This is a genomic window from Mesorhizobium sp. KR9-304 (assembly GCF_040049215.1).
GTDB lineage: Bacteria > Pseudomonadota > Alphaproteobacteria > Rhizobiales > Rhizobiaceae > Mesorhizobium_K.
In genome coordinates this window covers 1538304-1551824 of the sequence record NZ_JBDZDN010000001.1, presented here as the reverse complement: position 1 = coordinate 1551824, position 13521 = coordinate 1538304, and the positions used below count along the sequence as shown (strand labels likewise).

The following is a 13521-nucleotide window of genomic DNA, read 5'->3' as shown; positions in this document are numbered from 1 at the left end:
CCTCTCGAAGGCTGGCCGGCGACAGCCGGCTTCGGGCGGGACCCGTGTTACCGACGCCGCACCGGATTCGTCAAGCGGCGTTTGGCCTCGCGGGCAGGCGGTTCGGAAACAGTTTTCCAACAACGCCGGCCCAAGCGCCTGCTAACGGTCAGAAACTAGCCGACTTCGTCCGAGGCGAGGCTCTTCACCAGCTCTATGATCCTGCGGCGCACCTTGAGATCGGCGATCCTGACGAAGGCGCGGTTGAGCTGAAGCCCTTCCGCGCTGGTGCAGAAGTCGAGCGCGAAGGCGGCGGATGGATCTTCGGCGAAGCCGCGATTGCCGGCCGTCTCGGAACCGGGCAGGTCTTCGAAGAAGAATGCGGGGGGAACGCCGAGTATATTGGCGATGGCCTGCAGACGGCTTGCGCCGACGCGGTTCGTTCCCTTCTCGTATTTCTGGATCTGCTGAAAGGTTATGCCGAGATTTTCGCCCAGCTTTTCCTGACTCATGCCGAGCATATTGCGGCGAAGCCTGATCCTGCTCCCAACGTGCATATCAGTAGGGTTAGGCTTCTTCTTGTTGTCTTTGTCTGCCATTTTTTCCTCGCCGACCTTAGCCGGCTTCTCGTTTTTACTTGTCATCCCGGCGCACCCCTATCCCCAACGATCGGCTGCAAGCTCTTTATGCCGGACCGTTCCAGTATGAATTTCTAATATATCTGCTGTCAATTCGCCTGCAGCCGCTGCCTGACCCTTCCCGCCAATGCGAACGCCGCAAGGATACCCAGGATCGCCAAGCCGTTGAGCCGCGGCCGAAGTACGGCGGCAGACGGCGCGTCGGGCACCTCCAGCTCGACATCCACAACGTCCCTGACGTTCAGCGCCAAGGCGTCGATGACGCGTCCGCGCGCGTCGATGACGCCCGATATCCCGTTATTTGCGGCACGCAGCAGCGGCAATCCGTTTTCCACAGCCCGCACCTGCGCCTGGCGGAAATGCTGGTAGGGGCCGGGCGTCTCCCCGAACCAGGCGTCATTTGTGACGTTCACAATAATCCGGGTTGACGCAACGTCAACCGCCACCAATTCGGGGAAGATGATTTCGTAGCAGATGAAGGGCGAGGCCTTGATGCCCCCCGGCAGTTCGAGCGGATGACGCTGGCTGCCGGCGACGAAATTCATCGGCCCTGCGACCAATTGCCCGATGCCGAAGCGCGCCGCAACGTCCGCGAACGGGATGTACTCGCCGAACGGAACGAGATGCACCTTGTCGACCGCGCCGACGATCTCGCCGCCGTCGTCGATGGCTATGACGGAATTGTAGTAGAGCGGCTCGCCACCCCTCGCCTCCTCGCGCACGACGCCCGCGACCAGTGTCTGGCCGGGCTTCAGCATCTCGCCGATCGCGGCGAGCGCATCGGGCCGCTCCGTGAAAAAGAAGGGCACCGAGGTTTCCGGCCACAGCACGAGCTGCGGCGCCGGCCGGCCGGCTTGGGGAGGCCGCGCGGAGAGTTCCATGGTCGTGGCGAAGACTCGGTCGCGGACGCTATCGTCCCATTTCTCCGACAGGTCGATCGACGGCTGCACGATCCGGACGGCAAGTTTGTCGGCGGACGCATCCGCCGGCGAGTTCAGTCTTATATAACCGTAGCCGGCATGCGCGGCGATCATCACCGCGGCAAGGATGAGGCCAAGACGCAGGCTGCGCCTAGCGGCAAGCAGCGCTGGCGTGGCGAAGACGAAGACGGCAAGCGCGTTCATCCCGGTCACGCCCGTCACGGTTACGCTTTGCATCAGCAGCGGCGTCGGCATCGCCGCCAGTCCGACGGGATTCCATGGAAAGCCGGTGAAGAGGAAGGTGCGAAGCCATTCCGCCAGCCCGAAACCGAAGGCGATCGCCGCGATGCGGCCGATGCCGTTGGTCCAGAAGATGCGGGCGACCGCGGTGGCGAAGCCGTAGAAGAAGGCCAGCATCAGCGGGATGCCAAGGACCGCTAAGGGCAAAGCCCAGGCGAAACTCTCCGCCTCGACGAGCAGGGCGCCGCCGATCCACCAGAGCCCCGCTAGAAAATACCCGAAGCCGAACCACCAGCCGGTGGCGAAGGCGGGCTTCAGGCGGCTCAGCGGATTGAGTGAAGGCTGCGCCGTCGCGCCGTCAAGCAGCCAGACCAGCACAGGCAGGGAGATAAAGCCGGCCGCGAAGAAATCGTACGGCGCCTGCGTCAGCACCAACAACGCGCCGGCGGCAAAGGCTGCCGCCAGCCGACGCCAGCCCCAAAGCAGAATTATCCGCCCCGCCAGGCGCTCCATGCGCTCCGCCCCTCTCGAGCCGTGGCATGACCGCCGGGGTCACGCGTCAGAGAATCACGCGGGGAACGTTAGTTCTTTTCACGCGCGGAATGAACCGGTGGTGACGCGACTAGGAATTCGGCAGCGGCTGTTCGGTGCGCGCCGCCCGACGGCGGCGCTCGGCCTTCATGATGTCGACGATGCGCACGCGCTTGACGCGGCGCGGATCGGCGTCGAGTACATGGAACTCGAAGCCCGGAATGGCTTGGACGACTTCTCCCCGCGCAGGCACCCGGCCGAGCGTATTGAACACCATGCCGCCGATCGTATCGACATACTCGCCATGCTCGCCAGCCTTGAAATCCTCGCCGATCAGCCTGGCGACCTCGTCGATCTCGGCCTTGCCATCGACGATGTAGACGCCGTCGCCCGCCTGGGTGATCATCGCCTCCTCGTCGTCATGCTCATCCTCGATGTCGCCGACGACCATCTCGACGATGTCTTCGAGCGACACCAGCCCGTCGGTGCCGCCATATTCGTCGATGACCAGCGCCATCTGGGTGCGGCTAGCCTGCATGCGCCCCATGAGGTCCGAGGCAAGCATGGAAGGCGGCACGAACAGGACGGTGCGCATCAGGTTGAGGTCGCCGATCGTCTTCGTCAGGTCGACATTGGCGAAGTCGAGCGCCGGCGCCGGCGTCTTGCGAGCACCGCGGCCTTTCTTGACCCGGGCGAGCTTGGTGATGTGGGCCAGCACGTCGCGGATGTGCACCATGCCTCTGGGATCGTCGAGCGTCTCGGCGAAGACCGGCATGCGCGAATGGCCGGACTGTTCGAACACCGTCAGCAGTTCGCCGAGCGTCGTGCCGATCTCGACCGCCTCGATGTCGGCGCGCGGGATCATCACGTCCTCGACGCGCACCTCGCGCAACCTCAGGATGTTGTTGAGCATCGCCCGCTCGCCAGGCGAGAAGGATTCCACATCCGTCGTCGCCTCGGCCAGCGCGCCGACTATTTCCTCGCGAAGGCTGGAGCCGTTCTTGTGCCTGAACAGGCCGGCTACCCGTTCAAAGAAGGACGGCCGGTCGGCCGTGGCTTCGACCGCCACGGCCGGCGACCTGGATTGACTGGGACTCGGACCCTCTTCCGTCGTCTCGGCTTTCGCGCCGCCTGCTTCGGGCCGCGCGGCAGGCTCAGGGATATCGTTCATCGTCGTCCGGCTGGTTTCCATTTCTGTTACGCGTAGGGATCGGGAATGGCAAGCCTCGCCAGCGCTGCCTTCTCCAACGCCTCCATCACCTCCGCCTCCGCCTCGTCCTCGTGATCGTGGCCGAGCAAATGCAGCAGGCCGTGGACCACGAGATGCGTGATATGGTGGTCGAGGGGCTTGCCTTCCACCGTCGCCTCGCGCGCTACCGTCTCGGCCGCCAGCACGATATCGCCCAGCATGGGCGGGATCGGGACGCCCAACTCGACCGGGAAAGCGGGGAAGGACAGCACATTGGTCGGCTTGTCCTTGCCGCGCCAGCCAGCGTTGAGCCGGCGAATATGCGCGTCGTCGGAGAAGACCACGCTGAGTTCGGAGCCGGTCCCGGCATCGACGCCGGTTTCTTGCAGCGCCGCATCCACGGCCTTGCGGACGAGGCCCCTCAGCCCCCGCGTCGGCGGCCACGCGCCGGCTTCGACGGTGATGTCGATGTCGATCCGGGGCTTGCGCGGTGAGGGCATAAACGATTGCGGCCGGACGGGCCGCTCCTTGGGCGCTAAGGCCTGGTCAATCCTCGCCGGCGCCCAGTCCGCGCGCCATCTTGGCCTCGCGATCGTAGGCCTTGACGATCTCGGCGACCAGCGGATGCCTGACCACGTCGGTGTCGTTGAAGCGTACGGTGACGGCGCCCGGCACGTCGTCGAGGATGCGCAACGCCTCGACCAGTCCGGACTTGGTGTTCGGCGGCAGGTCGATCTGCGTCGGATCGCCGGTGACGATCATGCGCGAGCCTTCGCCGAGGCGGGTCAGGAACATCTTCATCTGCATCGGCGTGGTGTTCTGCGCCTCGTCGAGGATGACGGCGGCGTGTGCGAGCGTGCGGCCGCGCATGAAGGCGAGCGGCGCGATCTCGATCACTTCCGCTGCAATCGCCCGCTCGACCTTGTCGGCCGGCATCATGTCGTAGAGCGCGTCGTAGAGCGGCCGCAGGTAGGGATCGACCTTCTCCTTCATGTCGCCCGGCAGGAAGCCGAGCCGCTCGCCAGCCTCGACGGCGGGCCGCGACAAGACGATGCGCTCGACCATGCCGCGTTCGAGCAGCATCGCCGCATGGGCGACCGCGAGATAGGTCTTGCCGGTGCCCGCCGGGCCGATGCCGAAGACGAGCTCGGCGCGTTCCAGCGCGCGCATATAGGCGTCCTGGTTGAGCGAGCGGGCGTAGATCGTGCGCTTGCGGGTGGCGATCTCAGCGGCGGCCATCTTGCCCTTGCGCTCCAGGGTCGGCAGCGTCAGCTGGTCGTCGGCTGCGATCGCCATGCGCACAGCCCCGTCGACGTCCGACTGGCCGACGTCGGCGCCCTTCTGGAGGATGTCGTAGAGGCTGTCCAGGGCACGACGCGCCTGCTCGGCGGCCGACGACGAGCCCTTGATGGTGAGCTGGTTGCCGCGCGAGCGGATGTCGACGCCGAGCTTCTGCTCCAGCCGCGCCAGATTCTCGTCGAACTGTCCGTATAGCGCGCTCGCCAGCCGGTTGTTGTCGAAGGTGAGAACGATGTGCGCCATGTCGGAAGCCCCGGACGCCAGATTGGGGGGCGGCTTCTTCAGCTCGGTAGCGCTCAATCGTCTCTCCTCTTCAGCCGGCATCAGGCCGGCTCTGCAAACAGGCTTGTCTGGCCCGTCCGCGTGATTCGCACTGAAACAATGTCACCGATTTCGCCAACGGTTTCATCAATAATAACGGGCTGCAGCCAGGGCGAACGCCCGACACGCTGGCCGGGCTGTCGGCCGGGCTTCTCGATCAGCGCGTCGATCACCCTGCCGGCCATGGCGGCGGTGAAATCCCGCTGCTGCCGCGAAAGCAGAGCCTGCAGACGCTGCAGGCGTTCGTCCTTCACCGCTTCCGCGACCTGGTCCTTCAGCTCGGCGCCCGGCGTGCCGGGGCGCGGTGAATATTTGAACGAGAAGGCCTGAGCGTAGCCTATCGTCCTGACCAGTTCGAGCGTCGCGTCGAAATCCGCGTCGGTTTCGCCGGGGAAGCCGACGATGAAGTCGCCCGAAATCGCCACGTCGGGCCGTGCCGCGCGGATGCGCTCGATCAGCCCGACATAGTCCGCCGTCGTGTGGCGGCGGTTCATCGCCTTGAGGATGCGGTCCGAGCCCGACTGCACCGGGAGGTGCAGGTAGGGCATCAGCGCGGCCAGGTCGCGGTGCGCCTCGATCAGCTGGTCGTCCATGTCGCGCGGGTGGCTGGTCGTGTAGCGCAGCCGCGCGATGCCGGGGATTTCCGCCAGCCGGGCAAGCAGCCGGCCCAGGCCCCATTCCCCGCCGTCCGGTCCCCCGCCATGCCAGGCGTTGACGTTCTGGCCGAGCAGCGTCACCTCGCGGACGCCCGCCTCGGCGAGCTTCTCGGCTTCCGCGACGATCTGCGCCACCGGGCGCGACACTTCCGAGCCGCGCGTATAGGGCACCACGCAGAAGGTGCAGAACTTGTCGCAGCCCTCCTGCACGGTGAGGAAGGCCGTCACGCCGCGGCCGACGATCTCGGACCGGCGCGGCTTCGGCAGATGTTCGAACTTGTCCTCGATGGCGTAGTCGGTCTCGACCACCTTGTCGCCGTTCCGGGCCTTCCGCAGCGCTTCCGGCAGGCGGTGATAGGTTTGCGGGCCGATCACCAGGTCGACCGCCGGCTGGCGGCGGATGATCTCGCGGCCCTCGGCCTGCGCCACGCAGCCGGCGACGCCGACCACCGTCTCCAGCCCACGGCTCGCCCTGTCGGCCTTGAGGTCGCGAATGCGGCCGAGTTCCGAATATATCTTCTCGGCCGCCTTCTCGCGGATGTGGCAGGTGTTGAGCAGCACCAGATCGGCGTCCTCGATCCGGTCGGTGCCGGCATAGCCCTCCGCGGCCAGCGCATCCGACATGCGCTGGCTGTCGTAGACGTTCATCTGGCAGCCATAGGTCTTGACGAAGACCTTTTTCGCCGCGCCCGCCGCCGGCAGGGTCATATCGCCTTCCGCGCGGTCGGCGGTTCCGGCCAGTTCGATCTTTTCCAATTCCATTTCGCGGCTTCTAGCGGCTTTTGATGACGAAAAACAGACGATTCTGCCGGCGGGCTAACGCTTGCTGGGAATGGGACGCGCCAGCGCGGCCTGCAGCATGGCGCGCACTTCGGATTCGGCGCGCCGCGTCGCCTCCTTGCGGTTGTCGCCTGCCGAAAATTCGATCGCCTCGCCGAAATGCAGTTCCACGTCCACCGCGCCTTCGCTGAGCAGCGCCGCCGCGTGCGGCGCAAGCTCGGTATCGCCGATCCAGGCGGCCAGCGGCCTGTGCCGGCGGCCCATCGGCATGCCCTGGAAGCGGGTGTAGGCGATGGTCAGCGGCTGGATATAGACCTTGTCGGCCGCGCCTTCCTGGATCGCCATGGTGGCCGCGCCGAACAGCGTGCTCTTGAACGGCAGGATGACATTGCCGTCGCCCGTCGTGCCTTCCGCGAACAGCACCACCGCCTCGCCGGCGGCCAGCCGCCGCGCGATCTCGCTTGCCTGCGTGCCGGAGGTCCGCCTGCGCTCGCGTTCAATGAAGATGGTGCGCTGCAGCCGCGCCAGCCAGCCCATTACAGGCCAGGCGGCCATGTCGGCCTTGGCGATGAAGGAGACGTCGCAGCGCGAGCCGATGACGGAAATGTCGGTCCAGGAGATGTGGTTGGCCGCGACGACCAGCGGCCTTTTGTCCGTCAGCTGGCCGTGCTGATGAACGCGAAATCCGAGCGCACGGACGTTCACCCTGTGCCATAGCCGCAGCACCGGCCACTCGCTCCACAGCCTGGTCTTCATGGCGACCAGCTGCAGCGGGACCAGCGCCAGCGTCGAGACGGCGACGCCGCCGAGCGCGACCACGAGCCGGATCCTGCCGATCATCTTACGCAGCGCCCTCTAAAGCATGACCAGATCATGCTTCGCGAAACATATCCGCTAGCGAAGATCGCGGCGCATGACAAGCGCGCCGCTCTTTCCCTGGGCCGACTCGTAGTAGCGCGGCCGCTTGCCGACCTCGAAGAAACCGAGCCGCCGGTAGAGCGCGATCGCCGGCGCGTTGGTCTCGTCCACCTCGAGGAACAGCGCCTCGGCGCGCTGGCCGTGAAGTTCCCGCAGCACCGCATCCATCAGCCGCCAGCCCAGGCCGTGCCTGCGATGTGTCCGGGCCACCGCCACCGTCAGGATTTCGCCCTCGCCGGCCACCAGCCGCGCCAGCACGAAGCCGACCGGCGGCGAGCCGCCGCGGCCGGTCTCGCGGGCCGCGTAGCCGAACACCGTGTCCTGCCCGAGCAGGCTGGCGAATTCGCCGTCGGTCCAGGGCCGTGCGAAATCCTCGCGATGGATTTTCGAGATCGCCGGGCTGTCGGCCGCGGTCAGCGGTTCCAGCGTATAGTCACGGCTCTTGGTGGTCAGGAAGGGTATGCGCATCAGGTTTGATCTTTTGCCGGCATGCGAGCGATCCAGCCGCGATCATGACCGGATTCGCGGCAGCACGAAACCCGCCTGAGGCTTGGCGTCCGCCTCGCGCAGATAAAGCGGCTTCGGCTTCTCGCCTGGCTGCTTGGCGGCGCCGAGCTCGGCGTAGATCCTGATATCCGTTGTCGCTCGCTCCGGCCCGACCCGCGGCTCCGGCCCGGCTTCCTTCGCGACCGCCGCGGCTGCCGAACCGGCGAGCAGGGCCGAGTGCTTCAGTGCCATCCGGGCTGCGTCGGCGAGGGTCATGGCCATCGGCGCCATGATTTCCCGGCCCGCTTCATCATAGACTGCCGCGTGGATCTCGCCGCGGCCGCCGTCGAGCACCGCCATCACGTTCCTGGCGCCGAACGTTTCCCGGGCTTCCGCCGCGACCGCTTCCAGCGTGGTCACGCCGACTGCGGGAATCTTCAGGGCCATGGCGAAACCCCGCGCCGCCGACACGCCGACCCTGACCCCGGTGAAGGAACCTGGCCCGACAGCGACTGCGATCCGCTCCAGCGCAGAAAAATCGACGTCCGCCTGCGCCATGGCATCGTGGACGACGCCGATCAGATGCTCGGCATGGCCCTTGCCAAGATCGAGCACCGCGCGGCCGAATACCTTCCGCGCCACGCTGTCATAGACGCAAGCCGCGCAGAGCGCCGAGGCGGTGTCGATGGCGAGCAGGATCATGAAGCGCCGTCGCCCGCGCGGGTCATCCCGCCCGGTCCCGCGCCTTCAGCTCCAGCCGGCGCGCATGCAGCACCGGCTCGGTGTAGCCGTTCGGCTGCTCGCGGCCCTTGAACACGAGATCGCAGGCGGCCTGGAAGGCGATCGACTTGTCGAAGTCGCGCGCCATCGGCCGGTAGAGCGGATCGCCCTCGTTCTGCCTGTCGACGACCGCCGCCATGCGCTTCAGCGTCTCCGTCACCTGCTCCCTGGTGGCGACGCCGTGATGGAGCCAGTTGGCGATGTGCTGCGAGGAGATGCGCAGCGTGGCGCGGTCCTCCATCAGCGCGACATTGTTGATGTCCGGCACCTTGGAGCAGCCGACGCCCTGGTCGATCCAGCGCACGACATAACCCAGGATTCCCTGCGCATTGTTGTCGAGCTCCTTCTGGACTTCCTCTTCCGTCCAGTTCGGCCGTACGGCGACCGGAATGGACAGGATGTCGTCCAGCTTGGCCTTCGGCCTTTTCTTCAGCCCCTCCTGCACGGCATGCACGTCTACCCTGTGGTAGTGCGTCGCATGGAGCGTCGCGGCGGTCGGCGACGGCACCCAGGCGGTGTTGGCGCCGGCTTTGGGATGGCCGATCTTCTGCTCCAGCATCGCCGCCATCAGGTCCGGCATCGCCCACATGCCCTTGCCGATCTGCGCGTGGCCGGACAGGCCGCATTCGAGCCCGGTGTCGACGTTCCACGCCTCATAGGCGGAAATCCACGCCGCCTGCTTCATGTCGCCCTTGCGGATCATCGGCCCGGCTTCCATCGAGGTGTGCATCTCGTCGCCGGTGCGGTCGAGGAAACCGGTGTTGATGAACACCACGCGCTCCTTGGCTGCGCGGATGCACTCCTTGAGGTTGACCGTCGTGCGCCGCTCCTCGTCCATGATGCCCATCTTGATGGTGTTGTGGGGCATCTTCAGCGTCTTCTCGACGCGCGCGAAGATCTCCACCGCGAACTCCACCTCGTCGGGCCCATGCATCTTGGGCTTCACCACATAGACCGAGCCCGCGCGGGAATTCTTGCGCCTTCCGTTGGGGCCGACGTCATGCAGCGCGATCAGCGCGGTGACCGCCGCATCCATGATGCCTTCGGGCACCTCATGTCCTTCGCGGTCGACGATCGCCGGGTTCGACATCAGGTGGCCGACGTTCCTGACCAGCATCAGCGAGCGGCATTTCAGCTCGAAGAGCGAGCCGTCCGGCGCCTTGTAGTCGAGGTCCGGGTTGAGTTTTCGCGTGAAGGTCTTGCCGCCCTTCTCGACCTCCTCCCCAAGGTCGCCCTTCATCAGGCCGAGCCAGTTGCGGTAGGCAGCCACCTTGTCCTCGGCGTCGACCGCGGCGATCGAATCCTCGAAATCCTGGATGGTCGTTAGCGCCGATTCCAGCCAAACGTCGGAAATGTGCGCAGAATCGGTCTTGCCGATCGCCGAGCCGGCGTCGATCAGCACTTCGATATGGATGCCGTTATTCTTCATCAGGAACTGGCTTGGCGCGGACGCCTCGCCGAGATAGCCGGCAAATTTCCCAGGCTGCTTCAGGCCCGTCTCCCGACCGCCATCGAGCGCGACCACCAGCTTCGCATCGGCAACCGAGAAACCTCGAACGCCCCGCCAGTTGGCGCCATCGAGGGGCACGACCTCGTCGAGGAAATTGCGCACCCAGGCGATGACCTTGCCGCCGCGTATCGGATTGTAGTCCTTGCCCCTCTCCGCGCCGCCGGTGTCGGTGATCGCATCGGTGCCGTAGAGCGCGTCGTAGAGCGAGCCCCAGCGTGCATTGGCGGCGTTGAGCGCATAACGCGCGTTCATCACCGGCACGACGAGCTGCGGCCCGGCGATGGTGGCGATCTCGGGATCGACGTTTTCGGTCGTTACCTGGAAGGACACGCCTTCCGGGACGAGATATCCGATCTCCGTGAGGAAGTTCTTGTAGGCCTCCATGTCGACCGGCGCGCCATGTTCGCGGTGCCAGGCGTCGATCTTCTCCTGCAAATCGTCGCGGCGCTTAAGCAGCGCGCGGTTGCGCGGCCCAAGCTCGTGGACGATGTTGGAGAAACCGGCCCAGAATTCCCGGGCGTCGATGCCGGTCCCCGGAATGGCCTCTTCCACGACGAAATCATGCAGCTCGCGGGCAATCTGCAGGCCGGCGATCTCTACGCGATCGGTCATTCCACTCATCTCCAAAGATCGGATTTTCCGCCCAATTTCCGGCCTTTGATCACGCAAAGCCGGGAGGGTCAATTCGTCCTGCGTCCAAGAAAGCCTGGGGCCGCCGCAAGATTGCGTGATTCCGCACCTGCCGTCGGTGGGGACTCTCGCGGATCTCACACCGCTGCTGTCCCTATAAATCGATTTGGGCTGGCGTCGGCAAAGGTCTTGCCCTCTGCACAAGCATCGCCGATATCATGGCGCGCAAAAATCCAGGGTGAGACCACACATGATGCCATCGGCGCGTTTTCCCGATCTCGAAGGCGCCTCCGTCTTGATAACCGGGGGCGGCAGCGGCATCGGAGCCGCGCTGACGGAGGGGTTCGCGCGTCAGGGCGCCAAAGTCGCCTTCATCGATATCGCCGAAGCGCCGAGCCGCGCGCTGGTGGACAAGCTGTTCGATGTTGCGCACCGTCCGCTCTTCCTGAAGGCGGATCTGCGCGACATCGCAGCGTTGCGCAGGGCGGCGGCCGAGGCCGCCGCGGCGCACGGGCCGGTCACGGTGCTCATCAACAACGCTGCCTATGATCAGCGCCACGATATCGCAGAGGTCACCGAGGAGTTCTGGGACAACAATCAGGCGATCAACCTTCGGCCGCATTTCTTCACCGCACAGGCCGTCGCCGACGGCATGATCGCGGTGCGCAAAGGCTCGATCATCAACTTCACCTCGACCTCCTTTCTGATCAACCATCCCGACATGCCGTCCTACACGGCCGCAAAGGCCGGCATCGTCGGACTCACCAAGGGGCTCGCCGGACGGCTCGGCCCGCACGGCATCCGCGTCAACGCCGTGGCTCCCGGATGGGTGATCACCGAGCGGCAGCGCGAGCTGTGGGTCACCGAGGAAGGGCTCGCCGCCCATGTCGCCAAGCAATGCATCCGCGAGGTCATGCAACCCAACGACATGGTCGGCCCGTGCCTCTTCCTTGCCTCCGACGCCTCGCGCATGCTTACCGCGCAGACGCTCGTCGTCGACGGGGGCTATCTGTGATGAAGCCGGCCGTCGCCGCCGTCGACTGGGGCACGTCGAGCTTCCGGCTCTGGCTGCTCGACGCGGCGGGCATGGTACTTGCCGAGCGGCGGAGCGGCGAGGGCATGCTCACCGCGAGCGCCGAAGGCTTTGGACCGATTCTGGAAAAACACCTCGCCGCCGCCGGGGCATCGGAAATCCTTCCCGCCATCATCTGCGGCATGGCCGGGGCGCGCCAGGGCTGGATCGAGGCGCCTTATGTGACGCTGCCGGCCGGTCTCGACGGCATCCTCGCCGGCGCCGTTCCGGTGCCCGGCCAGGGGCTTGGCCAGGGGGGTGGCCAGCCGCGAGAAATCAGAATCCTGCCGGGGCTGGCGCAGCGCAGCGCCGAAACGCCGGACGTCATGCGCGGCGAGGAAACGCAGCTTGCCGGCCTGCTTCCGCTGTTTGCCTCCGGCCGGCATGTCATCTGCATGCCCGGTACCCACTCGAAGTGGGTCGAGGCAGAGGACGGCGTCATTTCCGGCTTCCGCACCTGGCTCACCGGCGAGCTGTTTTCAGTCCTGTCCACGCAGTCGATCCTGCGCCATTCGCTCGGCGAAAACGCCGCGCCGCCGCTCCCCGACACGCCGGCCTTCGTCGCCGCCTGCGCGGAGGCGCTCGGCCAGGGCGGCGATATCGGCCCCTCCCTTTTCCGCATCCGCGCCGCGACGCTGCTCAACGATCTCGCGCCGGAAGACGCGTCGGCGACGCTTTCCGGCCTTCTGATCGGCGCCGAGATTGCCTCGGCGCGCCGGATGTTCAATCCGCCGGCCAACAAGGTCATCCTCGTCGCCTCCGGCCCGCTAGGCTCGCTCTATGCCGCGGCGTTGAAGCTGGCCGGCTGCACGGTCCTGGCCGCCGATGCCGACGAAGCCGTCCGCGCCGGGCTGTTCGAGGCGGCGAAGCGCCTCGGCTGGATGGGTGCGGACTCGACCGGCCCCGCATCCGAAAGCCTCGCGCCATGACCGTTCCTTTCCCGACACTCCGCCGCCGGCTGGTCGCCATCCTGCGCGGCGTCAAGCCCGACGAGACGCTGGCCATCGGCGCCGCCGTCTTCGAAGCCGGCATCGAGGCGATCGAGGTGCCGCTGAATTCGCCCGATCCGTTCCGTTCGATCGAGATGCTCGCAAGCTCGCTACCGAAGTCGGCGCTGGTCGGCGCCGGCACGGTGCTGACGGCCGGGCAGGTGGACAGCCTCCATCGCGCCGGCGGCAGGCTACTGGTCAGTCCCAACATCGACCGATCAGTCATGGAGCGTGCCGTCCATCACGGCATGGTCACCATGCCCGGAGTCTTCACCCCGACCGAAGCCTTCCTGGCGCTGTCGCTTGGCGCCTCGGCGCTGAAATTCTTCCCGGCGAGCGCGCTTGGCGCGAAAGGCATCGCCGCGATCATGGCCGTGCTGCCCAAGGAAACGATCGCCGGCGCGGTCGGCGGCGTCTCCGAGAAGGACTTTGGCGACTACGCGAAAATCGGCGTCTCGACCTTCGGGCTGGGCTCCAGCCTCTACGCCCCGGGACTGAGCGTCGAGGCGGTCGCCGGCCGCGCCATCGCCGCCGTCGCGGCTTGGGACGCTGTCTTCGCTACCGGAGCCTCGTGAGGCTCTTC

General features: G+C 66.3%; 13 protein-coding genes. 3 read left to right on the top strand and 10 right to left on the bottom strand.

The features are described 5' to 3' along the window. Positions 1-155: 155 nt before the first annotated feature. The 10 genes from ABLE71_RS07365 to ABLE71_RS07320 all read right to left on the bottom strand — a co-directional run bounded on the left by ABLE71_RS07365 (position 156) and on the right by ABLE71_RS07320 (position 10859). Positions 156-578 (bottom strand): helix-turn-helix transcriptional regulator, encoded by a 423-nt coding sequence (locus tag ABLE71_RS07365; protein ID WP_348782693.1) that lies wholly within the window; start codon positions 576-578, stop codon positions 156-158. Between the two features lie 128 nt (positions 579-706). Further along, positions 707-2290: an apolipoprotein N-acyltransferase gene (gene lnt / locus ABLE71_RS07360; protein ID WP_348782692.1), complete on the bottom strand. Its 1584-nt coding sequence runs from the start codon at positions 2288-2290 to the stop codon at positions 707-709. Between the two features lie 109 nt (positions 2291-2399). Next, positions 2400-3479 carry a hemolysin family protein gene (locus ABLE71_RS07355; protein ID WP_348782691.1) on the bottom strand — a complete coding sequence of 360 codons (1080 nt, stop codon included), beginning with the start codon at positions 3477-3479 and terminating at the stop codon, positions 2400-2402. Positions 3480-3505: 26 nt separating this feature from the next. Next, positions 3506-3997: an rRNA maturation RNase YbeY gene (gene ybeY / locus ABLE71_RS07350; RefSeq protein ID WP_348782690.1), complete on the bottom strand. Its 492-nt coding sequence runs from the start codon at positions 3995-3997 to the stop codon at positions 3506-3508. Positions 3998-4043: 46 nt separating this feature from the next. Then, positions 4044-5039, bottom strand: coding sequence for a PhoH family protein (locus ABLE71_RS07345; protein WP_348783688.1), 996 nt, complete (start codon positions 5037-5039; stop codon positions 4044-4046). A gap of 80 nt (positions 5040-5119) precedes the next feature. Beyond that, positions 5120-6481, bottom strand: coding sequence for a tRNA (N6-isopentenyl adenosine(37)-C2)-methylthiotransferase MiaB (gene miaB / locus ABLE71_RS07340; RefSeq protein WP_348783687.1), 1362 nt, complete (start codon positions 6479-6481; stop codon positions 5120-5122). Between the two features lie 108 nt (positions 6482-6589). Beyond that, entirely contained in the window at positions 6590-7393 is an 804-nt protein-coding gene (locus ABLE71_RS07335; protein WP_348782689.1) for a lysophospholipid acyltransferase family protein, read from the bottom strand. Between the two features lie 54 nt (positions 7394-7447). Further along, a complete protein-coding gene (rimI, locus tag ABLE71_RS07330) occupies positions 7448-7939 on the bottom strand; it encodes a ribosomal protein S18-alanine N-acetyltransferase (protein ID WP_348782688.1) in 492 nt (163 codons plus the stop codon). 42 nt (positions 7940-7981) lie between these two features. After that, complete coding sequence (tsaB, locus tag ABLE71_RS07325; protein ID WP_348782687.1) at positions 7982-8659, bottom strand: tRNA (adenosine(37)-N6)-threonylcarbamoyltransferase complex dimerization subunit type 1 TsaB; 678 nt, start codon at positions 8657-8659, stop codon at positions 7982-7984. A 22-nt stretch (positions 8660-8681) separates the two neighbouring features. After that, the gene (locus ABLE71_RS07320; RefSeq protein WP_348782686.1) at positions 8682-10859 is read right to left on the bottom strand and encodes a malate synthase G; all 2178 of its coding nucleotides are present in this window, start codon (positions 10857-10859) and stop codon (positions 8682-8684) included. A gap of 268 nt (positions 10860-11127) precedes the next feature. Between ABLE71_RS07320 and ABLE71_RS07315 the strand changes: the two genes are divergently transcribed. The 3 genes from ABLE71_RS07315 to ABLE71_RS07305 are packed head-to-tail and all read left to right on the top strand — an operon-like array spanning position 11128 to position 13513. Beyond that, on the top strand, positions 11128-11892 hold the full coding sequence (locus tag ABLE71_RS07315) for an SDR family oxidoreductase (protein ID WP_348782685.1): 765 nt from the start codon (positions 11128-11130) through the stop codon (positions 11890-11892). After that, on the top strand, positions 11892-12878 hold the full coding sequence (locus ABLE71_RS07310) for a 2-dehydro-3-deoxygalactonokinase (RefSeq protein WP_348782684.1): 987 nt from the start codon (positions 11892-11894) through the stop codon (positions 12876-12878). Before ABLE71_RS07315 ends, ABLE71_RS07310 begins: the two co-directional genes overlap by 1 nt. Beyond that, a complete protein-coding gene (locus ABLE71_RS07305; protein WP_348782683.1) occupies positions 12875-13513 on the top strand; it encodes a 2-dehydro-3-deoxy-6-phosphogalactonate aldolase in 639 nt (212 codons plus the stop codon). Before ABLE71_RS07310 ends, ABLE71_RS07305 begins: the two co-directional genes overlap by 4 nt. Positions 13514-13521: the final 8 nt, after the last annotated feature.